General features: G+C 72.7%; 17 protein-coding genes. 12 read left to right on the plus strand and 5 right to left on the minus strand.

All coding sequences use genetic code 11. From position 1 onward, the window contains the following. Positions 1-138: 138 nt before the first annotated feature. The gene (locus OG429_RS28130; protein WP_328928027.1) at positions 139-2,298 is read right to left on the minus strand and encodes a RecQ family ATP-dependent DNA helicase; all 2,160 of its coding nucleotides are present in this window, start codon (positions 2,296-2,298) and stop codon (positions 139-141) included. A gap of 123 nt (positions 2,299-2,421) precedes the next feature. Between OG429_RS28130 and OG429_RS28135 the strand changes: the two genes are divergently transcribed. The 7 genes from OG429_RS28135 (at position 2,422) to OG429_RS28165 (ending at position 12,723) form a co-directional block, all read left to right on the plus strand. After that, positions 2,422-3,687 carry a DUF4192 domain-containing protein gene (locus OG429_RS28135; RefSeq protein WP_328928028.1) on the plus strand — a complete coding sequence of 422 codons (1,266 nt, stop codon included), beginning with the start codon at positions 2,422-2,424 and terminating at the stop codon, positions 3,685-3,687. Positions 3,688-3,896: 209 nt separating this feature from the next. Further along, a complete protein-coding gene (locus OG429_RS28140; RefSeq protein WP_328928029.1) occupies positions 3,897-5,885 on the plus strand; it encodes a glycogen debranching N-terminal domain-containing protein in 1,989 nt (662 codons plus the stop codon). 69 nt (positions 5,886-5,954) lie between these two features. Next, positions 5,955-6,701, plus strand: a complete 747-nt coding sequence (locus OG429_RS28145) for an NUDIX hydrolase (RefSeq protein WP_328928030.1) — start codon at positions 5,955-5,957, stop codon at positions 6,699-6,701. A gap of 147 nt (positions 6,702-6,848) precedes the next feature. Further along, positions 6,849-8,651, plus strand: a complete 1,803-nt coding sequence (locus tag OG429_RS28150) for an ATP-binding cassette domain-containing protein (RefSeq protein WP_328928031.1) — start codon at positions 6,849-6,851, stop codon at positions 8,649-8,651. 136 nt (positions 8,652-8,787) lie between these two features. Further along, on the plus strand, positions 8,788-9,729 hold the full coding sequence (locus tag OG429_RS28155; protein WP_328928032.1) for a FadR/GntR family transcriptional regulator: 942 nt from the start codon (positions 8,788-8,790) through the stop codon (positions 9,727-9,729). A gap of 355 nt (positions 9,730-10,084) precedes the next feature. Continuing rightward, positions 10,085-11,686, plus strand: a complete 1,602-nt coding sequence (locus OG429_RS28160) for an RNA polymerase sigma factor (RefSeq protein ID WP_328928033.1) — start codon at positions 10,085-10,087, stop codon at positions 11,684-11,686. A gap of 110 nt (positions 11,687-11,796) precedes the next feature. Next, positions 11,797-12,723 (plus strand): serine protease, encoded by a 927-nt coding sequence (locus OG429_RS28165; RefSeq protein WP_328928034.1) that lies wholly within the window; start codon positions 11,797-11,799, stop codon positions 12,721-12,723. Positions 12,724-12,843: 120 nt separating this feature from the next. On the opposite strand, the gene OG429_RS28170 is transcribed toward OG429_RS28165, so the two are convergent. Then, on the minus strand, positions 12,844-13,080 hold the full coding sequence (locus OG429_RS28170; protein ID WP_215019552.1) for a DUF7455 domain-containing protein: 237 nt from the start codon (positions 13,078-13,080) through the stop codon (positions 12,844-12,846). Positions 13,081-13,527: 447 nt separating this feature from the next. Here OG429_RS28170 and OG429_RS28175 point away from each other — a divergent pair, with 447 nt between their 5' ends. From OG429_RS28175 to OG429_RS28185, 3 genes are all read left to right on the plus strand, one after another. Next, positions 13,528-15,648 carry a DNA gyrase/topoisomerase IV subunit B gene (locus OG429_RS28175; protein ID WP_328928035.1) on the plus strand — a complete coding sequence of 707 codons (2,121 nt, stop codon included), beginning with the start codon at positions 13,528-13,530 and terminating at the stop codon, positions 15,646-15,648. A gap of 155 nt (positions 15,649-15,803) precedes the next feature. Continuing rightward, on the plus strand, positions 15,804-16,289 hold the full coding sequence (locus tag OG429_RS28180) for a DUF485 domain-containing protein (protein WP_328928036.1): 486 nt from the start codon (positions 15,804-15,806) through the stop codon (positions 16,287-16,289). Further along, the gene (locus OG429_RS28185; protein ID WP_328928037.1) at positions 16,286-17,878 is read left to right on the plus strand and encodes a solute symporter family protein; all 1,593 of its coding nucleotides are present in this window, start codon (positions 16,286-16,288) and stop codon (positions 17,876-17,878) included. The genes OG429_RS28180 and OG429_RS28185 overlap by 4 nt, the downstream gene beginning before the upstream one ends. 6 nt (positions 17,879-17,884) lie before the next feature. Here the strand turns inward: OG429_RS28185 and OG429_RS28190 are convergent, their stop codons facing one another. From OG429_RS28190 to OG429_RS28200, 3 genes are all read right to left on the minus strand, one after another. Beyond that, entirely contained in the window at positions 17,885-18,583 is a 699-nt protein-coding gene (locus OG429_RS28190; protein ID WP_328928038.1) for a DUF7342 family protein, read from the minus strand. Next, positions 18,580-20,196, minus strand: a complete 1,617-nt coding sequence (locus OG429_RS28195) for a sensor histidine kinase (protein WP_328928039.1) — start codon at positions 20,194-20,196, stop codon at positions 18,580-18,582. The genes OG429_RS28190 and OG429_RS28195 overlap by 4 nt, the downstream gene beginning before the upstream one ends. A 161-nt stretch (positions 20,197-20,357) precedes the next feature. Beyond that, positions 20,358-21,581, minus strand: a complete 1,224-nt coding sequence (locus tag OG429_RS28200) for a citrate synthase (protein WP_328928040.1) — start codon at positions 21,579-21,581, stop codon at positions 20,358-20,360. 70 nt (positions 21,582-21,651) lie between these two features. On the opposite strand from OG429_RS28200, the gene OG429_RS28205 reads away from it, so the two are divergent. Then, positions 21,652-22,812 carry a citrate synthase/methylcitrate synthase gene (locus OG429_RS28205; RefSeq protein WP_328928041.1) on the plus strand — a complete coding sequence of 387 codons (1,161 nt, stop codon included), beginning with the start codon at positions 21,652-21,654 and terminating at the stop codon, positions 22,810-22,812. 24 nt (positions 22,813-22,836) lie between these two features. Beyond that, positions 22,837-23,946: a CobW family GTP-binding protein gene (locus tag OG429_RS28210; RefSeq protein WP_328928042.1), complete on the plus strand. Its 1,110-nt coding sequence runs from the start codon at positions 22,837-22,839 to the stop codon at positions 23,944-23,946. Positions 23,947-23,981 lie beyond the last annotated feature (35 nt).

The raw sequence follows: 23,981 nt of genomic DNA on the forward strand, positions 1-23,981 counted from the left end.
CCGCGGAGCCGAGCGGGAGCACTCCAATTCTCGCGTGGCCCCGGAGCATGCGGCAACGAGCAATTGACGCCGCCGACCGGAATTCGCCGGTATGCCGTTCATATCCTTGCCCCGCCACGCCGAAGATGACTCATTCGGCTACGGCTGGACCGCCAGTACCAGTGGGAGCACCCCCTTCGCGCCCGCCCGGCGCAGCAGCCGAGCGGCCACGGCGAGGGTCCATCCGCTCTCCGCTCGGTCGTCCACGAGGAGAACCGGCCCTGACGCCTCGGCCAATGTCGCCGCGAGGGCCGGGGGCACGGTCAAGGCCTGGTGGAGCCCCCGCACCCGCTGGGCGCTGTTGGAGGAGGGCAGACCGTACTCCGGTACCTGGTCCGTGTACGCGACCGTCCCGAGCAGCGGCATCCTCCCCACCTCGGCGATGCGTGCGGCCAGCGAACCGACCAGCTGGGGGCGGCTTCGCGAGGGCAGCGCGACCACGCCCACCGGCCGGGCCGGGGCGTCCGGCTCCCCCGAGGCCCAGCCGCCGGGGCCGCGGGCCCAGTCGGCGAGGACGGCCACCACGGCCTGTGCGACGTCGTTGGGAACGGGCTGGTCCGGACTCTCCGGGGCGAGCATCGGGCGCAGCCGGTTGCCCCAGCCGATGTCGGACAGCCGGCCCAGTGCCCGGCCGGTGGCGGCCTGCTCCCCGGCCGGGATGCGGCCCTTGAGGTCGACGCCGACGGCCGTGAGCCCGGTCGGCCACATCTTGCGCGGTTCCAGCTCCACGCCCGGGCGGCCGAGTTCGCCGCGTGCGGTGTCCAGCGCGGTGGTGGAGACGTCCGCGGTGAACCGGGCCCCGGCACAGTTGTCGCAGCGGCCGCACGGCGCGGCTTCCTCGTCGTCGAGTTGGCGGCGCAGGAACTCCATCCGGCACGCCGTGGCCGCCGCGTAGTCGCGCATGGCCTGCTGCTCCGCGGCTCGCTGGCGGGCCACCCACGCGTAGCGCTCGGCGTCGTACGCCCACGGCTCGCCGGTCGAGGTCCAGCCGCCCTTGACCCGGTGCACGGCCCCGTCCACGTCCAGCACCTTGAGCATGGTCTCGAGCCGGGTGCGCCGCAGGTCGACCAGCGGCTCCAGCGCGGGCAGCGACATCGGCCGGCCCGCCTGGGCCAGAACGTCGAGGGTGCGGCGCACCTGCTCCTCGGGCGGGAAGGCCACCGAGGCGAAGTACTGCCAGATCGCCTCGTCCTCCCGGCCGGGCAGGAGCAGGACCTCGGCGTGCTCCACACCGCGGCCGGCGCGGCCGACCTGCTGGTAGTAGGCGATGGGGGAGGAGGGGGAGCCCAGGTGCACGACGAAGCCGAGGTCGGGCTTGTCGAAGCCCATGCCGAGGGCGGAGGTGGCGACCAGCGCCTTGACCCGGTTGGCCTGGAGGTCGTCCTCGGCCTGCTGGCGGTCGGCGTTCTCCGTCTTCCCGGTGTACGAGGCGACCGTGTGCCCGCGGCGGCGCAGGTACGCGGTGACCTCCTCGGCCGCCGCGACGGTCAGCGTGTAGATGATCCCGGAGCCGGGCAGCTCGCCCAGGTGGTCGGCGAGCCAGGCCAGCCGGTGTGCCGCGTCGGGCAGGGTCAGCACCGCCAGGCTCAGGCTTTCGCGGTCCAGCGGGCCGCGCAGGACCAGTGCGTCCGTGCCGGCGCCTGTACCGAGCTGCTCCGCGACGTCGGCCGTCACACGGGCGTTGGCCGTCGCGGTCGTGGCCAGCACCGGGACGCCCGGCGGGAGGTCGGCGAGCATCGTGCGCAGCCGCCGGTAGTCGGGACGGAAGTCGTGGCCCCAGTCGGAGATGCAGTGGGCCTCGTCCACGACGAGCAGACCGGTGGCGGCGGACAGTTTGGGGAGCACCTGGTCGCGGAAGTCCGGGTTGTTCAGCCGTTCCGGGCTCACCAGCAGGACGTCGACCTCGCCCGACGCGACCTCGGCCTGGATTCCCTCCCATTCCTCGGGATTGGCGGAATTGATGGTGCGGGCGCGGATCCCCGCGCGGGCGGCGGCCTCGACCTGGTTGCGCATCAGGGCGAGGAGCGGGGAGACGATCACGGTGGGACCGGCGCCGCTCGCACGCAGCAGCGAGGTGGCGACGAAGTACACCGCGGACTTGCCCCAGCCCGTGCGCTGTACCACCAGCGCCCGCCGCTTGTGCGCGACGAGGGCCTCGATCGCCCGCCACTGGTCCTCGCGCAGCCGCGCGGTTCCCGTGGGATCGCCCACGAGGCGGGCTAGTACGGAGTCGGCCGAGGACCTCAGGTCTGCGTTCATGCCCCCATGCAACCCGATGGCTCCGACATAGCGCCAATGCCGCTCTGAGCCTGTGGATGTTGAGCGGTCAAATGGTTATCCACAGGGCTTTCGGGATCGGATCACGCACGGGATCTTCGGGACATGACGAACAACCACGAATCGCGCACCCCGTCCGGCCAGCCGTCCATCAGCTCGGCCGGATCCACCTCGGACTCCCGGATCACTCTGCGCAGCCCGGCCGAGCTGGCCGACGCCCTGCCCTACATGCTCGGCTTCCACCCCACGGACTCTCTGGTCATGGTCGCCGTGCACGGCGATGGCGGGCGGTTCGGCGGCCGGCTGCGCGTCGGCATCCCGGCAACCCCCGCGGAATGGGAGGACACCGCACGGCAGGTCGCCGACTGCCTGATCCGCGGCAGCGAGCGGCGCGGGAGCAAGCCCGACGGCATCGTCGTCTTCCTCTGCCAGGAGCCGCAGGGAGAGGAGAGCGGCCGGCGGGTGATGACCCGGCTGCGGCCGCTCGCCCAGCGGATCCGGCTGGCCTGCGGCGCGCTGGACGTGCCCGTTCTGGAGGCCCTGTGCCTCTCCGCGGGCCGATTCTGGTCCTACGTATGCCCCGACGAGCGCTGCTGCCCGGCCGAGGGCAGCCCGCTGGCCGCGGTCGGCACCTCCGTGATGGCCGCCGCGGCCACCTTCGCCGGGCTCCAGGTCCGGGGCTCCCTCAAGGACATCGAGGGCCGGCTGGCGCCGCTGCGCGGGGCTGTCGCCGCGGAGATGGAGAGCGCCCTGGACCGGGCGGCAGCCGCCCTGGTACCGAAGATCCTCGACGGGGCCACCCGGGAGGAGGTCGGCGCCGAGACCCTCACGCTGGCCCGTTCCCTGATGCGGCGGATGACCCTCGCGCCGCCCGTGGAGGGAGGTCCCCACGCCGATGACTGGGACGACGCGCTGCTCGGCCACGACGAGGCCGCCTCAGTGATCCTCGGCCTCCAGGACCGTGAGATCAGGGACATCGCGGCCGAGTGGATGGAGGACGAGGAGGCAGCGCCCGCCCTGCGGCTGTGGCGGGCCCTGGCCCGGCGCTGTGTCGGGGCGTACGGCGAACACGCGGCGGCCCCGCTCACCCTCGCGGGCTGGGTCTCCTGGTCCACCGGGGACGAGCCGACCGCCCGGATCGCCCTCGGACTTGCCTTGCAGGCAGACGGCGAATACCGCTTCGCCCAACTGCTCCACCACGCCTGCAACGAGGGCATCGACCCCGAGGGACTGCGGCAATGCCTGCGGGAGGAACGGCGGCGCCGCGAGCCCCGGCCGGGGCGGCGGACCGCGGGTACCCGTCCCCCCGGCCGCCGCGGCAAGGCGGCTCCCCGCCGTGAGCCCCGCCGCACCGCGGGGAGCGGGCAGTGAGCCCGCTGCGGCCCCGGCACGGGACCCGGGTGCGGCGGCTGCGAAGGGCCCTGGGCGCGGTCCTGAGGCGGCCGCCCCGTCCCGGGCGTGCGCGGTCGGCGGTACGGCCCGTGACCCGGGCGGGGGTGGGGACGTTCAGTTGTGGGGCGGTGGGGGACCGGCCGCGCCGCCGCCCAGCCGAACCGACCGGAGCGCAGACAAGGCGACGCATGTCTCACCCCGCACCCTCCCGACCACCCGGCGTGCCTGCCGCCCGCAGGTCCGAGCCACCGCCGGTGCACGGCGCCGTCATCTGCGTCGCGGCGCCCTGCCTGGTCATCTCGCCGGAGCACGGCCAGCTGACGGGGCGGGGGATCGACGGCATCTACCGTTCCGGGCGGCGGCTGCTCTCCCGGTGCGTGCTGCGCGTCGGCGGGCGGGAACCGGTGGCCGTCCAGGGGCGCAGCCTCGGCGCGGACCGTGCCGCCTTCACCGCCACGGTGCGCACCGGTGCCGAGCCCGGCCCCGATCCGGACGTCGGCGTGGAACGGGTCCGGCACGCGGACGGCACCGAGCGGATCACGCTGCGCAGCTTCACGGCCCGGCCGCTGCGCCTGTCCGTGGAGGTCCTGCTCGGCACGGACCTGGCCGAACTGGCCGCCGTGGCCGCCGGCCGGGCCGGGCCGGAGCTGCCCGCCGCGGTGCATGCCGCCGGGCTGCGCTGGAGCACCGGCGACGCCGAGGCGGTCACCGCCGCCGATCCGTCTCCGGACGACGCGCTGGCCTCCTCCGGGCTGCTGCGCTGGCAGCTCGAACTCGGTCCCGGTGAGTCCCGCACCATCGAGCTGCGGACCACCCAGGACCGCGTCGTCCGGGCTCCGGCGGGCCAGGTGGCCAATCCGCTCGCCGCCGCCCGGGCCGAAGGGGACGACCCGAGAGCCGAGGCGTGGTTCCGGACCGGCGTCGAGGACCTCGGGGCGCTGCTCCTGAGGGATCCCGCCGAGCCGGGCGACTCCTTCGCGGCAGCGGGGGTGCCATGGCGCCTGGGGCTGGCCCCGGCGGAGTCCCTGTGGGCCGCCCGGATGGCACTGCCGCTCGGGACCGGACTGGCCGCGGCCACCCTGCGGATCCTGGCCCGCAACCAGAGCGACAGGCGCGGGCCCGACGCGGGGAAGATCCCGGGACCTCTGCGGGGGGCGGGCCCGCAGCTCCCCCCGGGGTGCACGGGCACGGAGGCGACCCTGGCCTTCCCGGCGGTGCTCGCCGAGGCCCGGCTCTGGGGGATGCCGGAGGAGGAGGTGGACCGGCTGCTCCCCGCCGCCGAGCGGTGCCTCGACTGGCTGCGGGGCGCCCTGGGCGAGGACGGCTTCCTGGCCGATCCAGACCCGGGGCCGCGGCGCTGCGAGACCCAGGCCCACGCCCACCGGGCCGCGCTGCTCGGCGCGGACCTCCTCGCCGCACGCGGTCGGCCCGGCGCCGAGGAGTGGCGGCAGTGGGCGGCCGCGCTGCGGGAGCGGTTCCGGGCCGAGTTCTGGATCGACGGCCCGGACGGGGGGCGGCCCGCGGCGGCCCTGCATCCCGACGGCCGGCCGCTGCCCCGGCTGACGGGGGCCGCCGCCCACCTGCTCGACACCGGCCTCCTCAGCGGCGGCCGGCTCGCCCCGGGGCTTCTGGACCGGGTCCGCACCGAGCAGCTGGCCCGACTGCTCGGCGCGCCCGCCATGGACTCCGGGTGGGGGCTGCGGAGCATGGCGGCCAGGGAACCGGGTCACAACCCGTTCGGCCACCGATCCGGCGCGGTGCGCGCGTACGAGAGCGCCGTGGCGGTGGCCGGACTGGCCCAGGCGGGCTTCGAGAAGGAGGCCACCGGCCTGCTCCGGGGCCTGCTGGACGCGGCGGAGAGCTTCGGGTACCGGCTGCCGGAGATGTTCGCGGCCGAGCAGCGCACCTCCGGCAGCGCTCCGATTCCGCACCCGGCGGCCTGTCGCCCGGCCGCGGTGGCCGCCGCGGCCGGGATCCACGTCCTGACAGCCCTCGCCGGGATCCGCCCCGACGCCCCTGCGGGGACGGTCGCCCTCGCCCCCCTCCCCGGCGCACCGCTCGGTGCGCTGCGCCTCTCCGGCCTGCGTGTGTCGGGGGAGCCCTTCGCGGTCCGGATCAGCCGGCTGGGCCTCGGCATGGTGGAGGAGGCGGCCGATGCGCTCGTACTGGGGGGCTAGCCTCCACTCCAGCGTCTTCAAGGTCACCAAAGCGCTGTTTATCGTCAGGCAGACGACTATGATCGCGGCATGTCGCCCTACGACCCGTCGGCCTTTCCGCCCTTCGCCGTCACCGTCGACCTGGTCGTGCTCACCGTACGGCGCCACGCGCTCTGCGCGCTGGTCGTCCGGCGGGGTGAGCAGCCGTTCCAGGGGCGCTGGGCGCTGCCCGGCGGATTCGTGCGCGGAGACGAGGACCTGGCGGCGGCCGCCGCCAGGGAACTCTCCGAGGAGACCGGGCTGTGCGCGCACGACCCCGCCGTGCCGGGCGTGGGCAACGGGGCCCATCTCGAACAGCTGGCCACTTACGGTGATCCGAAGCGGGATCCGCGGATGCGTGTCGTCAGCGTGGCGCATTTGGTGCTCGCTCCCGACCTGCCTGCGCCCCGGGCCGGCGGAGATGCCAACAGCGCCCGCTGGGCCCCCGTCGACGAGCTGCTGGAATCCGAGGACCAGGCGTTCGCGGGGCTCGCCTTCGACCACGCCCGGATCCTCGACGACGGTGTGGAGCGGGCCCGTTCGAAGATCGAGTACTCCTCGCTCGCCACCGCCTTCTGCCCGCCCGAGTTCACCGTCGGCGAGCTGCGCCGGGTCTACGAGGCCGTCTGGGGCGTGGCCCTCGATCCACGGAACTTCCACCGCAAGGTCACCGGGACCCCCGGGTTCCTGGTGCCGGCCGGAGGGACGACGACCCGTCAGGGTGGGCGCCCCGCCCAGCTGTTCCGCGCGGGCGGGGCCACCCTGCTCAACCCGCCGATGCTGCGTCCGGAAGTCTGACGCCGAGCCGACGGTCCCGGCTTCCGTTCCGAAGGCAATATCGGCATTCCATCGGACCGGTTGCGCCGTAAATCGGACATATCGCGCTATCTTGCTTGCGGTACTCACCCTGCCGCAGAGCGGTCTCACCCCCCCGCGAGAGAAGCGATGCTCCAGGCAATCGGACTCACCAGCACATCCCGCCCCGACAACCGGCCCCTCGTGGACGACCTCTCGTTCGAGGCCCGCCCGGGGAGCGTGACCGCCCTGCTCGGCGAGCCGGGATCGGGCAAGACCACCGCGCTGCGGCTCATGCTCGAACTCGAACCGGGCCGCGGCGTCACCTACTTCCGCGGCCGTCCGCTGCACCGGATCCCGCATCCGAGCCGTGAGGTCGGCGTGCTGCTCGGCGACGTCCCCGGCAACCCCGCGCGCACCGTGCGAAACCAGCTGCGGATGCTCTGCGCCGCCGCAGGTGTGCCGGCCTCCCGGGCCGACACCATGCTGGACGTCGTCGGTATCGCGGGCCTGCGGGACCAGCGGCTCGGCTCGCTCTCTCTGGGCATGGAGCGACGGGTCGCGCTGGCCGCGGCGCTGCTCGCCGACCCCTGCACCCTGCTCCTGGACGAGCCTACGGCCGGTCTGTCCCCACGTGAACGCGGCTGGTTGCACGGGCTGCTGCGCGGCCACGCCTCGCTCGGCGGAGCGGTGCTCTTCACCACCGACGACGCCAAAGAGGCGGCCCGCAGCGCCGACCGGGTCGTCAGCATCGAGGCGGGCCGCCTCGTCGCCGACCAGGACGCCGCGGAGTTCGCCCGGACCCGGCTGCGGCCGCGCGTCACCGTGCGCACCCCGCACGCTGCCCGGCTGGCCGACGTGCTGGGCCGGGAGGCCCGGGCGGCTCAGCGTGCCATGGAGATCGTGGCGGAGAGCGGCAGCCGCCTGTCGGTGTACGGCAGCAACTGTGCCGAGGTCGGCGAGGCGGCGTTCCGGCACGGGGTGCTCGTCCACCAGCTCGCCGACGAGACCGGAGACGCAGGCGCTCCCACGCCGCCCGTCCCGCGCGCCCGCGCCGAGGCCGCCGGAGCCCAGCCCGCCCCCGCCTCCGGCGAAGCCCCGGGCGAGGTGTCTGACGAGCCCCCCGGCGGACGGCCGCCGCGCGCCCGGTCCGGGCGGCCCGCATCCGCGGTGCGCCGCGTCGGCGGACCACTGCGGCCGCTGCGCTACGAGCTGCTCCGGGTCTTCGGGACCGCCACCCCCGCCCTCACCACCGCGCTCGTCGTCGCCGTCTCCGTCCTGACCACCCTGGTGCTGGCCCGGGCCGGGCATACCCCGCAGAACCGGCTGCTCGCCGCATGGCCCGAGCAGCTGCCGCTACCGCCCGCGGCCCTCGGCGCCGGCCTGCTCGGCGCCCTGGCCTTCGGCGAGGAGTACCGCTACCCCGCGCTCGCCGCCGATCGGGGCACCGTGCCCCGCCGGATGGGACTCCTCGCGGCCAAGCTCGGCGTCTGCGCCCTGCTCGCGCTGCTGCTGGGCGCCCTCGTGGTGGTGGCCGACGCCGGCGCCCTGGCGCTCGTCTTCGACAGCGGCCCGCTGCGCACCCCGGCGCGATGGCTCTCCCCGGCCGTGAGCTGGGCCGGGCTGCTCATCGGCTGCGCCTGGGCCGGCGTACTTGCCTCCGGTGTCTTCCGGTCCGCCACCGCAGGCCTGGCCGCGGTGCTCGCCGTACCGGTGATGGTGGTGCCGCTGGTGCGCAAGGTACTGGAAGGCCCCTCCGCGTACCCGGTCACCGGACTCGGGCCCCGGCTGCGGGCTCTCACCCGGGTGCAGTGGCCGCCCGAGGCGGACCGCCTGATCCTGGGGGCCTTGCGGGTGATGGCCCAACCCGTCGGCACCGCCCTGGTGTTGTCGCTGATGGTCCTGTTGTGCGCCTATGGGTTCACCGGACTGCGCAGCAGGGTCCGTTGGTGATCGTTTCGGTGCGTACCGGGCCCGGACGGGACCGTTGAAGTCCGCGTCGCGTGACGCGGACCGCAACTCCCCGCAAAAGGCCCGGTTCTTTACGATAAGTCGTCAATTGAGTAGGTGGCACCGATCACCCTTTCGTGTGCTTTTCACCAAAGACCTCAAGGGCGATCGAGGCGCGGCCGACAAAGGATTCGTGAGTACCCTTGCGCACACCATGATGACCGCCGCCCGCCATGCCGACTCCGGCCTCGCCGGCCCGGGCGAACTCGACCGCTACCCCTACGCGGAGGCCCCCGGGCCCGACCGCGTCGGAGCGCCCCGCTGGGACGGCGCCGACGTCGAGTTGAGCCGGGTCGGCCGCCGCGCGGCAGGCAGCCGCGGCCGCGGACTGCACGGCCAACTCGTCCAGCAGCTCGGCCAGATGATCGTCTCCGGCGATCTCGGAGCGGACCGCCCGCTGGTCCCCGAGGAGATCGGCCAGCGCTTCGAGGTCTCCCGCACCGTCGTCCGCGAATCGCTGCGGGTCCTGGAGGCCAAGGGTCTCGTCAGCGCCCGCCCGAACGTCGGCACGCGGGTCCGTCCGGTCGCCGACTGGAACCTCCTCGACCCCGACATCATCGAATGGCGCGCCTTCGGCCCCCAGCGCGACGACCAGCGCCGCGAGCTCGGGGAGCTCCGGTTGACCATCGAGCCGCTCGCCGCCCGCCTCGCCGCCGGTCACGGCCGCCCGGACATCCAGCAGCGCCTCGCCGACATGGTCGAGATCATGGGCCACGCCCTCGGCCAGGGGGACTCGATCACCTTCGCCCGCGCCGACAACGAGTTCCACGCACTCCTCATCCAGGTCGCCGGCAACCGGATGCTGGAGCACCTCTCCGGCATCGTCTCCGCCGCGCTCCAGGTCTCCGGCAGCCCGGTCACCGCCTGCGACCGCCCGAGTGAGGCCTGCGTCGCGCACCACGCGCGGATGGTCGAGGCCCTCGCCGCGGGTGACGCGACGGGCGCCGAGAACGCCATGCGTCAGCTCTTGACGGTGCATCCGGAGGTCGAGCGCGTGGTCCCCGCCCCGCGCGAGCACTGACGGGCGGACGCGCGGGGGCGCGGGGGTGCACGACGTGTCGCCGGACCCCGTCGGGTCCGGCGACACGGGGATGCGGCGCCCCGTTCCGGCCCCGCCGGAACCATGCGTATGACCCTATGACCGGCATTGGCTCATACGGGGTGTGACTCGGGCCACGAAGATTGGGCGTAACGCTCCGCGACGTCACGCGATGACCTAAGAGGTGATGGCCGACGGAGGGAAGACAGCAGCCCTTGCGGGTGCTGTGCAGCTCCCCGGCCCCTGCCCGCGCCCCCGGCCCATCCCCAGTCGGTGGTCGTCGGCTCCGGTCCAGCACCAGGCCGGGGTCGGAAGCCGTTCCCATCGTTCCGAGAGGTTGTTCGTGTCGGCCAGCACATCCCGTACGCTCCCGCCGGAGATCGCCGATTCCGAGTCTGTGATGGCGCTCATCGAGCGGGGCAAGGCCGAGGGGCAGATCGCCGGCGATGACGTGCGTCGGGCCTTCGAGGCTGACCAGATTCCTGCGACCCAGTGGAAGAATGTTCTGCGCAGCCTCAACCAGATCCTCGAGGAAGAGGGTGTGACGCTGATGGTCAGTGCCGCGGAGTCGCCCAAGCGCACCACCCGCAAGAGCGTCGCAGCGAAGAGCCCGGCCAAGCGGACCGCCACCGAGCCGGTGGCCAAGAAGACGGCGGCGAAGACGACGGCAGCGCAGCCCGTGGCCACCGCGGACGCCGCGGCCCCGGCGGCCGGGACGGCGGACCCGGAGATCGCGGACGCCCTCGCGCAGGAGCCCGGAACGGAGCCCGCCGCGAAGAAGACGGCGGCGAAGAAGACGGCGGCCAAGAAGGCCGCGCCCGCCAAGAAGGCCGCCGCCAAGAAGACGGCGGCGAAGAAGACCGCCTCCAAGAAGGACGCCGACGCGGCCGGTGACGAGGAGACCCCGGACGAGGGTCCCGACGCCGTCAAGGCCGAGGCCGACGAAGAGGAGGAGGGCGGCGAGAACAAGGGCTTCGTCATCTCCGACGACGAGGACGACGCCCCCGCTCAGCAGGTGGTCGTCGCCGGCGCCACCGCCGACCCGGTCAAGGACTACCTCAAGCAGATCGGCAAGGTCCCCCTCCTCAACGCCGAGCAGGAGGTCGAGCTCGCCAAGCGCATCGAGGCGGGTCTGTTCGCCGAGGACAAGCTGGCGAACTCCGACAAGCTGGCGCCCAAGCTCAAGCGCGAGCTGGAGATCATCGCCGAGGACGGCCGCCGCGCGAAGAACCACCTGCTGGAGGCCAACCTCCGCCTCGTGGTCTCCCTCGCCAAGCGCTACACCGGCCGCGGCATGCTCTTCCTGGACCTGATCCAGGAGGGCAACCTGGGCCTGATCCGCGCCGTCGAGAAGTTCGACTACACCAAGGGCTACAAGTTCTCCACCTACGCGACGTGGTGGATCCGGCAGGCGATCACCCGCGCCATGGCCGACCAGGCCCGCACCATCCGCATCCCGGTGCACATGGTCGAGGTCATCAACAAGCTCGCCCGCGTCCAGCGCCAGATGCTCCAGGACCTGGGCCGCGAGCCCACCCCGGAGGAGCTGGCCAAGGAACTCGACATGACCCCCGAGAAGGTCATCGAGGTCCAGAAGTACGGCCGCGAGCCGATCTCCCTGCACACCCCGCTCGGCGAGGACGGCGACAGCGAGTTCGGCGACCTGATCGAGGACTCCGAGGCCGTCGTCCCGGCCGACGCCGTGAGCTTCACGCTCCTGCAGGAGCAGCTGCACTCGGTGCTAGACACCCTGAGCGAGCGCGAGGCCGGCGTGGTGTCGATGCGCTTCGGCCTCACGGACGGCCAGCCCAAGACCCTCGACGAGATCGGCAAGGTCTACGGGGTCACCCGTGAGCGGATCCGCCAGATCGAGTCGAAGACGATGTCGAAGCTGCGCCACCCGTCCCGCTCCCAGGTGCTGCGCGACTACCTCGACTGACCGGCAGAGGGTCCGGCGGCGATGCCGACGGCGGTGGCCGCGCGGGTGCGCACGGCCACCAGGCATCCCACTCTGGGTGGAGTCATGCACACTCGGAGTCAGGAGGCCTCATGCGTCGTCCCTTTGCCCGTGCTCTGGCGGGAGCGCTGACCCTGGCGGCGGGAGCGGCCGCGGCCCCGCTGGCCCAGGTGCCGCAGGCGGCCGCGGACAGCGTGGTGATCGGCGGGAAGCCGGTGAAGGTGGCCGACAGTCCCTGGGTCGTGGCCCTCGCCAGCCGTGACCGGTTCGGGGGTACGCGGGGCGGGCAGTTCTGCGGGGGCGTCATCGTGGCACCGGCGAAGGTGCTGACCGCCGCCCACTGCCTGGGGCACGAGGTGCTGGGCGGCCCCGTCGAGTCGGTCGAGGACTTCCGGGTGATCGCCGGGCGTACGGAGCTGCGGGCGACCGACGGCCAGGAGATCGCGGTGCGCTCGGCCCGGGTGAACCCGGACTACGACCCGCGCAGCAACGCCGGGGACCTAGCCGTACTGGAACTCGCCGAAGCCGTGCCGGCGCACTACGTACTCCCCATGGCGGGAGCGGGGCACCCCGCCTACGAGGCGGGGACCGAGGCGGCCGTGTACGGCTGGGGCGACACCAGCGGATTCGGTGACTACGCGTACGCGCTGCGCGCCGCTCCGGTGACCGTTCTGTCGGACGAGGTCTGCGGGCGGGCCTACCCCGGGGACGCCGACGGGCAGTACCGCGCGGATTCCATGGTGTGCGCGGGCGACGACGGGGGCGGCAAGGACGCCTGCCAGGGCGACAGCGGGGGACCGCTGGTGGCGCAGGGGCGGCTCATCGGCCTGGTGTCGTGGGGACGCGGCTGCGGGCGCGCCGACAGCCCGGGGGTGTACACGCGGATTGCGCCGTTCGCCGACTTCGTGACAGGCCCGCAGAGGGCCGCGCAGCCCGCGAAGGCCCAGGATGTCGCGGTCGGCACCCGGAGGGCGTACGAGGCGGGTGCAGGGCCCGTGCAGGGGCCTCGCACGCAGTAGCCCCCGTACCGGCTCCGGGTGTGGACATGAGGACGGGCGGCATCCCTGGGTCGCAGGGGTGCCGCCCGTCGACCGGCCTGGCCGGTCCTGGCTCGTCGGATGCGAGGTGCAGGCCTTGTGTCAGCGGTCCTCGGGTTCGGCGGCATTGGCAGCCGGAGCGGACGTGAGCCGCTCGGTTTCATCCTGTATTTCTGCGGCGATCTTCTTGAGTTCCGGCTCGAACTTGCGACCGTGGTGGGCGCAGAAGAGCAGTTCACCGCCGCTCAGCAGGACGACGCGCAGATATGCCTGGGCGCCGCAACGGTCGCATCGGTCAGCGGCCGTCAGCGGGGTCGCGGGTGTCAGAACAGTAGTCACGTCGCCTCTTCTCTAGCTCGACGAGCTGTCGTACCAGGGTCAACATCCAACCAGGCCGAAAACGTTCCCGCTCGCGGCTTTTCCTCGAAACTTCCTTCCGAAGCTGGCCGGCTGCTGCCGGTTGGCGGCGAAGGAGCCGTATTGCGTTGCTTTACGGTTTCGCGTTGTCAGTCGTTCGCTTGTTGCAGTTCCATCCTCCCCGGCGTGAGTGCCAGGTTGTTCATGAGGACGTGCCCGAACCCTAAATGGTTCATGCCTGGAAGGGAACGTGATGTTTGCTTCACCCCCCGGGGGGATCGAACATCCGTGCGGATCTGGACTAGGCTGAGGAACGCGCGAGGGTGGCGTTGCATCGGCTCTACCTGGCCTCGGTACCCTTCGACCGGCAACCGAGCCACCCCTGCGCCCGACCGGGCCAGAAAAGAAATTCAGCGAGGAGCGAACTGCGTGACCGCCGACACGTCCGTGCCTTCCAGCGCGCTGCTGTCCGGAGCAGACCGGGACGGTTCCAACTACACCGCGCGGCACCTGCTCGTCCTCGAAGGGCTGGAGGCCGTCCGCAAGCGCCCCGGCATGTATATCGGCTCGACCGACAGCCGGGGCCTCATGCACTGCCTCTGGGAGATCATCGACAATTCCGTCGACGAGGCCCTGGGCGGCTACTGCGACCACATCGAGGTGATCCTCCACGAGGACTCCTCCGTGGAGGTCCGCGATAACGGCCGCGGCATCCCCGTGGACGTCGAGCCCAAGACCGGCCTGTCCGGCGTCGAGGTCGTCATGACCAAGCTGCACGCCGGCGGAAAGTTCGGCGGCGGCTCGTACGCGGCCTCAGGCGGCCTGCACGGCGTGGGCGCCTCCGTGGTCAACGCCCTCTCCGCCCGCCTGGACGTCGAGGTCGACCGGGGCAGCTCCACCCACGCCATCAGCTTCCGCCGCGGCGTCCCCGGGATGTTCACCGAGCAGGGCCCCGACAGCCCCTTCGACCCCGCCAACGGCCTGCGCAAGGTCAAGCGCATCGCCAAGGGGAAGACCGGCACCCGCGTCCGCTACTGGGCCGACCGCCAGATCTTCCTCAAGGACGCCCGGCTCGGCCTGGAGACGCTCTACCAGCGCGCCCGCCAGACCGCCTTCCTCGTCCCCGGCCTGACCCTGGTCGTCCGCGACGAGCGGGGCATCGACGGCGCCGGCAAGACCGAGGAGACCTTCCGTTTCGACGGCGGCATCAGCGAGTTCTGCGAGTACCTCGCCCAGGACAAGGCCGTCTGCGACGTGCTGCGCCTGACCGGCACGGGCACCTTCAAGGAGACCGTCCCGGTCCTCGACGACCGCGGCCACATGACCCCCACCGAGGTCACCCGTGAGCTCGGCGTGGACATCGCCCTGCGCTGGGGTACGGGGTACGAGACCAACGTCAAGTCCTTCGTGAACATCATCGCCACCCCCAAGGGCGGCACCCACGTCTCCGGCTTCGAGCGCTCGGTCGCCAAGACCGTCAACGAGGTGCTGCGCTCGGCCAAGCTGCTGCGAGTCGCCGAGGACGACGTGGTCAAGGACGACGCGATGGAGGGCATGACGGCCGTCGTCACCGTCCGCCTCGCCGAGCCGCAGTTCGAGGGCCAGACCAAGGAGGTGCTCGGCACCTCGGCGGCCACCAGGATCGTCGCCGCCGTGGTCGCCAAGGAGCTCAAGGCCTTCCTGACCTCCACCAAGCGGGACGACAAGCAGCAGGCCCGCTCCGTGATGGAGAAGATCGTCGCGGCCGCCCGGACCCGGATCGCGGCCCGCCAGCACAAGGAGGCGCAGCGCCGCAAGACCGCGCTGGAGTCTTCCTCGCTCCCCGCCAAGCTGGCCGACTGCCGTAGCGACGACGTGGAGCGCAGCGAGCTCTTCATCGTCGAGGGCGACTCCGCCCTCGGCACCGCCAAGCTCGCCCGGAATTCGGAATTCCAGGCGCTCCTGCCGATCCGCGGCAAGATCCTCAATGTCCAGAAGTCGTCGGTCTCGGACATGCTCAAGAACGCCGAGTGCGGGGCGATCATCCAGGTCATAGGAGCCGGCTCGGGCCGGACCTTCGACATCGACGCGGCCCGGTACGGAAAGATCGTCCTGCTCGTCGACGCCGATGTGGACGGCGCGCACATCCGCTGCCTGCTGCTGACCCTGTTCCAGCGGTACATGCGCCCGATGGTCGAGGCGGGCCGGGTCTTCGCGGCGGTGCCGCCGCTGCACCGGATCGAGCTGGTCCAGCCGAAGAAGGGCCAGGACAAGTACGTCTACACGTACTCGGACAACGAACTGCGCCAGACCCTGCTGGAGTACCAGCGCAAGAACATCCGGTACAAGGACTCGATCCAGCGGTACAAGGGCCTCGGCGAGATGGACGCGGACCAGCTGGCGGAGACCACCATGGACCCCCGCTTCCGCACCCTGCGCAGGATCAACATCGGCGACCTGGACTCGGCCGAGACGGTCTTCGACCTGCTCATGGGCAATGAGGTGGCCCCGCGCAAGGAGTTCATCACGAGCTCCGCGGCCACCCTGGACCGCTCGCGCATCGACGCCTGAGCGGGCAGGAGGCCCGTCCGGTTCCACGGCATACCGGTGCTCTTCGTTCCATCACCTGAAGGAGTGAAGAGCACCGGGACATCAGTCCGGAAAGCGACCATTGAGCCCATCCTTGGGGGCGCGCGGCCAATGCGGCAGCGGACAAGGAGAGTTCGGTGGACAAGCACGATGGTCGTGATACCGGAACGATCCGGTTGGACGACCCCTGGTACGACGCGCTGGCCGTCGGCTGGGGCGAGGGTGAGGAAACGGCCCCGCCGCGCCCGGCCTTCGGCGACCGCCCCGCGCCAGGCGCATCCGACATCTACCTCGAAGTGCAGCGCAGCGCAGCATTCCAGGAGGTCCGCAGCCGCTACCGCAGGTTCGTCGTCCCCGCGACCGCCGGCTTCTTCCTCTGGTACGTCGCCTACGTGGTCGCCGCCACCGCGGCGCCCGGCCTCATGGCCCGGCCCGTGGCGGGCGCGGTCAACGTGGCCATGCTGGCGGGGCTCGCCCAGTTCCTCAGCACCTTCCTGTTGACCTGGGCCTACGCCCGCCACGCGCGGCTGCGCCGGGACCGGGCCGCGCTGGACCTGCGCTGGACCGTCTTCGAGCAGGAGCGCGACCAGGTGCGGAACCGGGCGAGGGAGGCCGGCCGGTGACCACGGAACACCAGGCCCTCGCGCTGGTCCTGTTCAGTGTCTTCATCGCGGTGACCCTGGGCATCACCACCTGGGTCAGCCGGAACCGGCACGGGTCGGCCGAGGAGTTCTACGCGGGCGGGCGGCTGTTCTCCCCCCTGGAGAACGGTTTCGCTATCGCGGGCGACTACATGTCCGCCGCCTCCTTCCTCGGCATTTCGGGGTTGATCGCCCTCTTCGGCTACGACGGCCTGCTGTACTCGGTGGGGTTCCTCGTCGCCTGGCTGGTGGTGCTGTTCCTGGTCGCCGAACTGGTCCGCAACTGCGGGCGCTTCACCCTCGCCGACGTGGTCGCCGCCCGGATGAGCGAGCGGCCGGTGCGCATCGCGGCGGGCACCTCGTCGGTGGTCGTCTCCGTGCTCTACCTCGTCGCGCAGATGGTCGGCGCGGGCAGTCTGGTCGCCCTGCTCCTCGGCAATTCGAGCGCCGCGGCCCGGACGCTCACCGTGGTCGGCGTCGGCGCCCTGATGGTGGTCTACGTGTCCTTCGGGGGGATGCGGGCCACGACCTGGATCCAGATCGTGAAGGCCGTGCTGCTGATGGGCGGGGCGATCACGCTGACCGTGCTCGTCCTCCTGCGCTTCCACGGGAACTTCGACCAGCTGCTCACGACCGCCGCCGGCCGGAGCGGGCACGGCCTGCGGTTCCTGAGTCCCGGCCTCAAGTACGGCGGGGGCTGGACCGCCCGCGTGGACTTCATGAGCCTCGGTCTCGCACTGGTCCTGGGCACCGCCGGACTGCCGCACATCCTGTCGCGCTTCTACACCGTGCCCACCGCGCGGGCGGCGCGCCGCTCGGTGGTGTGGGCGATCGCGCTGATCGGCGGCTTCTACCTGATGACCATCGTGCTCGGCTTCGGGGCGGCGGCGCTCCTGGGCCCCGACGAGGTGCGGGCTTCCAACGCCTCCGGGAACACGGCCGTTCCGCTGCTCGCCGCCTTCCTCGGCGGCGGCGCCGACTCGGCGGGGGGCGCGGTGCTGTTCGCGTTCGTGGCCGCCATCGCCTTCGCCACGATCCTCGCGGTCGTCGCCGGGATCACCCTGGCCTCGTCGGCCTCCGTCGCCCACGACCTCTACGCCTCCCTCAAGAGGCGCCACGCCAGGCAGCGCAGCGAGGTCTCCGTGGCCCGGGCCGCGGCCGTCGGCATCGGGGCGGTGGCGATCGCCCTGGGGCTGCTCGCCCAGGACCTCAATGTGGCGTTCCTGGTGGGCCTGGCCTTCGCGGTGGCCGCCTCGGCCAACCTGCCGGTGCTGCTGTACTCGCTCTTCTGGCGCGGCTTCACCACGCGGGGAGCCGTCTGGTCGGTGTACGGCGGCCTGATCCCGGCGGTGCTGCTGGTCGTCCTCTCGCCGGTGGTGTCGGGGAGCCCCGAATCGCTCTTCCCGGGCGTGGACTTCCAGTACTTCCCGCTGCAGAACCCGGGCATCGTCTCCATTCCGGTGGGCTTCCTGGCGGGCTGGCTGGGCACCGTCACCTCCGTCGAGGAGGCCGACGAGCGCAAGCACGCGGAGACCGAGGTGCGCTCGCTGACCGGCGCCGGAGCGGTGTGAGCCCGTTCAGGACCCGTCCGACGGGAGCCAGGTGTAGCGGTGCTCGGGGCGGCCGGTCTCGCCGTAGCGCAGGGCCAGGCTGACGCGGCCGGAGCGTTCGAGGAGCTTGAGGTAGCGCTGGGCGGTCTGGCGGCTGATGCCCGCGCGGTCGGCGATCTGCTGGGTGGACAGCGGGCCGTCGGCGGAGCGCAGGACCTGGCGGACCAGTTCCGCGGTGGTGGGCGAGTGGCCTTTGGGCAGGTCGTTCGGGGATCCGGCGGCGGCGAGGGCGCCGAAGATCCGGTCCACCTCGGCCTGTTCGGCCTCGCCGCCCGTCTCCAGGGTGCGGCGCAGCGTTCCGTACGCCTCCAGCTTCGTGCGCAGGCCGGCGAAGGTGAAGGGCTTGACCAGGTACTGGAGGGCGCCGAGGCGCATGGCGGCCTGGACGGTGGCCAGGTCGCGCGCGGCCGTGACCATGATCACGTCGGTGCGGTGGCCGAGCTGGCGCAGGCGGCGCACCAGATCGAGGCCGTTCTCGTCCGGGAGGTAGTGGTCGAGGAGGATCAGGTCCACCGGGCGGGAGGTGAGGAAGTCGAGGGCCTCGGCCGCCGAATGGGCCTGCGCCGTCACCTGGAATCCGGGAACCTTCGCCACGTACTCCGCGTTGATCCGGGCAACACGCATGTCGTCGTCGACGACCAATACGTGGATCGGGGTCTCGTTCATCGCAGGGCCTCCGGGAGTACGACGGAGAACTCCGCCCCTCCGTCCGCTGTCTCGCCGGCCCGGGCGCTGCCGCCCTGCCGCTCCGCGAGGCGGCGTACGAGGGCGAGGCCCAGCCCGCGCTCGCGGTGGGCCTTGGGCTGCTTGGTCGACCAGCCTTCCGTGAAGATCTCCTCGCGGCGCGCGGCAGGGACCCCGGGGCCGCTGTCGCGTACGAGGAGCACGGCCGTGCGTCCTTCGGCGCGCAGCTCCACCTCGACCAGGGGCGCCGTCGAACCGGCCGCGGCGTCCAGGGCGTTGTCCACCAGGTTGCCGAGGATCGTGACGAGGCCGCCCGGGTCCACGACCCGGTCGGGCAGGAGCGTGGCCGAGGCCAGCCGCAGGGGGACGCCTCGCTCCGCGGCCACCGTCGCCTTGCCTACGAGGAGGGCCGCCAGCAGCGGGTCGTGGACCTTCTCGGTGACCTGTTCGGCGGTGGTGCGGTGCACCCCGACGACCTCGGTCACGAACTCCACCGCCTCCTCGTGCAGGCCCAGCTCCAGCAGGCCGAGGAGGGTGTGGAGGCGGTTGGCGTGTTCGTGGTCCTGGGCGCGAAGGGCGTCGATCAGGCCCCGGGTGGAGTCGAGCTCGCGTCCCAGGTGCTCCAGTTCGGTGCGGTCGCGCAGGGTGGCGACGGCGCCGCCGTCCTCGGTGGGCATCCGGTTCGCGACCAGGACCCGCGGGCCCTGGACGGTGACCAGGTCCCGGCCGGTGACGCGGCCCGACAGGACGTCGGCGGTGCGCCCGGCGCCGAGTACGTCGTCCAGCGGGCGTCCGGCGAGGGAGCCGGCACAGTCCGCCGTGAGGCCGAGCAGCCGGTGGGCCTCGTCGTTGACGAGCCGGACCCGGCCCTCCCGGTCGAGAGCGATCACGCCTTCGCGGATGGAGTGCAGCATCGCCTCGCGTTCGGCGAGCAGCCCGGCGATGTCGGAGAAGGCCAGGTCGCGGGTCTGCCGATGGATCCTGCGGGACAGCAGGTAGGCGGCGAGGGCGCCCGCGGCCAGCGCACCGCCCGCGTAGGCGAGCAGGCCCGGGATGGCGCCGAGCAGCCGGTCGCGGACACTGTCGTAGGCGATGCCGACCGATACCGCGCCGACGATCTCGCCGTCGGCGGCCAGGAGCGGGACCTTGCCGCGGGCCGAGCGGCCCAGGGTGCCCTCGTCGATCTCCATGACCTCGCGGCCGGCCAGGGCGTCGCTGGGGTCGGTGGAGACGGGCAGCCCGATCCGTCCGGGGCTGGGATGCGACCGCCGGATGCCGTTCAGATCGATGACGACCACGTACTCGGCGCCCGTGGCCCGGCGGATCCGCTCGGCCGAGGACTGTACGGGGCTGTCGGCGGAAGCGCGGGAATCCAGGAGGTCTGCGGCCAGCGAGGGGTCGGCCGCGGCGCTCTGCGCGATGGCCAGGGCGCGCCGCATGGCCTGGTCGTCGAGCTGCGCGCTCAGCGGAGCCAGGAACAGCCCGGTGGCCAGCGTGACGACCCCGCCTGCGATGGCCAGCTGGGTCAGCAGGATCTGCGAGACGGCCCGTCTGGGCAGCCCGAGGCGCCGAGCGCTCATGAGGAGGAACCGCATGAGCAGCAACGGTAAGTCGGCTCCGGCAAAAGCGGAATCTGTATCGTGCACGCGAAACGCTTGCGTTATTTGTGTCGGCTTGCGTAAGTGAGTGACAGTGGCATGGACGTGCGGTCAGGGCACTCGCTGCGCCATGCCCCCGGTGGATCCGGGCCGGCCCGTCACGGCATCGGCTGCGGCGGGCGCGGCCCCTGGTATTCGCCGCTCGGCCGCATCCGCAGGGGCCGCTCCTGGTACTCCTCCAGCGCGTGCGCGATCCAGCCCGCCGTGCGCGCCACCGCGAAGACCGTTTCGCCGGCCTCCGCCTCCATCCCGCACGACACCGTCAGCACCGCCAGCGCGAGGTCCACGTTGGCGTGCAGCCCGCCCTGCCGCGCCATCACCGCGGACACCTCGCGCGCCGCGGCCAGTGCGGGGCCCGCATGCGCCAGGCCTTCCAGCCGCCCGAACAGCGCCGCCGCGCGGGGGTCCTCGCCCCGGTACAGCCGGTGGCCGAGCCCCGGCACCCGGCGCCCCGCCCGCAGGTACTCCGCCACCACCGGGGCGGCTCCGCCCCGCTCCAGGACCTCCACCAGCATCCGGTGCGCCAGCCGCCCGGCCGCGCCGTGCAGCGGTCCCTCCAGCGCGCCGAGTCCGGCCGATACCGCCGCGTACGGATGGGCCCGCGCCGACGCGGCCACCCGTACCGCCAGCGTGGAGGCGGCCAGATCATGGTCGGCGAGGAGCCCCAGCGCCAGGTCCAGGACGGCCAGTGCGTCCGGGTCCGGCTCCCGCTCGGTCAGCCGCGCCCACAGTTGCCGGGCCGTCCGGCCGTCGCCGGCCCACGGGGCGGGCCCGACCACGGGCAGGGCGCCGACCAGCGTGGGGATGAGGCAGCGCGCGGAGCCGAGTACGGCTTCCTCCGAAAGGTCGAAGCGCAGGGGATCGGCCACCGCGGCGGCGGCGACCGCCACCCGCAGCCGGTCCACGGGACCGCTGTGTGCCGGCAGGGCGGCCACCGCCCGCCGCGCCGCGGCGAGCGGCTCCGGGGGAGCGGTGAACCGGGCCCCGCGCGGGAGCGTTCCGGTCCAGAGCCACTCCGCGACCTCTTCGAAGGCGTACCGCGAGGCCAGTTCCACGGCGTCCACGCCCCGGAAGTAGTAGCGGTCCGGCTCGATCAGCGTGAGGGCCGTCCGTACGGCGAGCTCCCCGGCCGGGGCCGCCGCCTCCCGCCGACTGCGCCGGGCCAGCTCCTCCACCTCGCGCGCGTCGAAGCTGCTGCCGCGCCCGACCGGGTCCCGTCGGCTCGTGAGCTGGCCCCGGCTGACGTAGGCGTACACGGTCGCGGGCTTCACCCCGAGCAGCTCGGCGGCTTGCCGGGTGGTGAGCCGTCGCTCTTCGTTCATGCACGCCACCCTACATATGTTGATTCAATCAATATTGACAATGATTCCATCAATCATCGATGGTCGATGCATGAACACCACCGACACCACCGTCGAAGCACCCCGCGGTCTCGCGGGAGTCGTGGTCACCGAGACCGAGCTCGGTGACGTCCGGGGACGCGAGGGCTTCTACCACTACCGCCAGTACTCGGCCGTCGAGCTCGCCGGGAGCCGAAGCTTCGAGGACGTGTGGCACCTGATGTTCCGCGGCGCCCTGCCCGTGGACACCGCCGAGCGCGCCGCCTTCGCCGCCGAGACCGCGCCGCTGCGCCGGCTCCCCGACGAGGTGAGGGACGCCCTGCCCGCCCTCGCCCGGGCCACCGCGCTCTCCGGACCCCTCGCCGGACTGCGCACCGCGCTCTCGCTGCTCGGCGCCTCCGCGGGATTCCGCCCGGTCTACGACCTCGACCCCGTCCGCCGGGCCGCCGACGCGCTGGCCGCCTGCGCCGCCGTACCGACCCTGCTCACCGCGCTGCACAGGCTGGGCCAGGGCCTGGAGCCCGTCGAGCCGCGCGATGACCTTCCGTACGCCGCCAACTACCTCTACATGCTGACCGGGCAGGAGCCCGACCCGGTCAAGGCCCGCGCGGTCGAGCGGTATCTGATCTCCACCATCGACCACGGCTTCAACGCCTCGACCTTCACCGCCCGCGTCATCGCCTCCACGGGCGCGGACGTCGCGGCCTGCCTGACCGGGGCGATCGGCGCGCTCTCCGGCCCGCTGCACGGCGGCGCCCCGAGCCGGGCCCTGGACACCCTCGACGCCATCGGCACGGCGGACCGGATCGGACCGTGGATCCGCGAGCGGGTCCTGGCGGGTGACCGGATCATGGGCTTCGGCCACCCCGTCTACCGCACCGAGGATCCCCGCTCGCGCATGCTGCGCGACATCGCCCGCGGGTTCGGCGGCCCTCTCGTGGACCTCGCCGTCGAGGTCGAGCGGCAGGTCGAGGAGATTCTCGCCGAGCTCAAGCCGGGCCGCGAACTGCACACCAACGTGGAGTTCTACGCGGGCGTGGTCATGGAACTGTGCGGGCTCCCGCGCGAGATGTTCACCCCGACCTTCTGCGCGGCCCGAGTGGTCGGCTGGAGTGCCAACATCCTGGAACAGGCCGCCGACTCGAAGATCATCCGCCCGGCAGCCCGGTACGCCGGACCGCCCGCGCCGCAGCCGGTGCCGCCGCTCGGCTGACGGAGTCTGGCTACGATCGGCCGGGTGAACAGCAGGCAGCCCATCCCCGTCGTCGTCCTCGCCGGATTCCTCGGATCCGGCAAGACCACCGTCCTCAACCACCTCCTCGCCCACCGCGGGGGCACCCGGATCGGAGTCGTCGTCAACGACTTCGGTTCGATCGAGGTCGACGCCATGTCGGTGGCCGGCCAGCTCGGCGACTCGATGGTCTCCCTCGGCGGCGGCTGCCTGTGCTGCGCCGTCGACGGCAGCGAGCTCGACGCGTACCTGGAGAAGCTCGCCGCGCCCGTCCACCGCATCGACGTGATCGTCATCGAGGCGAGCGGGCTGGCCGAGCCCCAGGAGATGGTCCGGATGCTCGTGGCCAACGAGAATCCGGGCGTCCGCTACGGAGGCATGGTCGAGGTCGTGGACGCGGCGGAGTTCGACGCGACCCGGACCCGGCACCCGGAGACCGACCGCCACCTCGCCGTCGCGGACCTGGTCGTGCTCAACAAGACCGACCGGGTGGACGCCGCCGAGCGGGCCCGGATCGAGAAGGAGCTCGCCGCGCTCTGCGCCCCCGGCATTCCGGTCGTGGGCGCCGACCACGGGCGGATCGACCCGGAACTGCTCTTCGACCGGCGGCCCTGGACCGAGACCCGCGGGCAGCTCTCCTTCGAGGACCTGCTCGCGGAAGCCGAGGACCACGGTGACGACCACGAAGTCGGCCACGAAGTCGGTCAGGGCCACAGCGGCCACGCGCACGCGGCGTACGAAAGCGTCGAGTTCGTCTCCGAGCAGGCTCTGTCACCGCGCCGGTTCATCGACTTCCTCGACCGCCGCCCCGCCGGGCTCTACCGGATCAAGGGCTTCGTCTACTTCGGCGTGCCCGGGCACCAGGAGCGGTACGAGGTCCACGCGGTCGGCCGCTTCCTCCGCTTCGCCCCGCAGCCCTGGGGGCGGGGCGAGGCACGCCTGACGCAGCTGGTCCTGATCGGCTCCGGCACCGACGGGCCGGGCCTGCTGAGCGAACTGGAGGCCTGCCGCGAACCGGCCCCGCACGAGGCGCGCCCCGAGAGCATGTGGGGCGTACTGCGGTACGTGGCCAGGCCCGCGGACCCGGAGGCCGAGGCCCCCGAAGCCGTTCTCTAGAAGGCTGATGAAGATCTTGTTGTGGGGCTGTCCGG

It is taken from the genome of Streptomyces sp. NBC_00190, from assembly GCF_036203305.1.
Lineage (GTDB): Bacteria > Actinomycetota > Actinomycetes > Streptomycetales > Streptomycetaceae > Streptomyces.

What these genes read in the sequence shown, in the direction of transcription:
- OG429_RS28130 (WP_328928027.1), bottom strand. Translation starts at nt 2,298, where the DNA reads ATGAACGCAGACCTGAGGTCCTCGGCCGACTCCGTACTAGCCCGCCTC.
- OG429_RS28135 (WP_328928028.1), top strand. Translation starts at nt 2,422, where the DNA reads ATGACGAACAACCACGAATCGCGCACCCCGTCCGGCCAGCCGTCCATC.
- OG429_RS28140 (WP_328928029.1), top strand. Translation starts at nt 3,897, where the DNA reads ATGTCTCACCCCGCACCCTCCCGACCACCCGGCGTGCCTGCCGCCCGC.
- OG429_RS28145 (WP_328928030.1), top strand. Translation starts at nt 5,955, where the DNA reads ATGTCGCCCTACGACCCGTCGGCCTTTCCGCCCTTCGCCGTCACCGTC.
- OG429_RS28150 (WP_328928031.1), top strand. Translation starts at nt 6,849, where the DNA reads ATGCTCCAGGCAATCGGACTCACCAGCACATCCCGCCCCGACAACCGG.
- OG429_RS28165 (WP_328928034.1), top strand. Translation starts at nt 11,797, where the DNA reads ATGCGTCGTCCCTTTGCCCGTGCTCTGGCGGGAGCGCTGACCCTGGCG.
- OG429_RS28190 (WP_328928038.1), bottom strand. Translation starts at nt 18,583, where the DNA reads ATGAACGAGACCCCGATCCACGTATTGGTCGTCGACGACGACATGCGT.
- OG429_RS28195 (WP_328928039.1), bottom strand. Translation starts at nt 20,196, where the DNA reads ATGCGGTTCCTCCTCATGAGCGCTCGGCGCCTCGGGCTGCCCAGACGG.
- OG429_RS28200 (WP_328928040.1), bottom strand. Translation starts at nt 21,581, where the DNA reads ATGAACGAAGAGCGACGGCTCACCACCCGGCAAGCCGCCGAGCTGCTC.
- OG429_RS28205 (WP_328928041.1), top strand. Translation starts at nt 21,652, where the DNA reads ATGAACACCACCGACACCACCGTCGAAGCACCCCGCGGTCTCGCGGGA.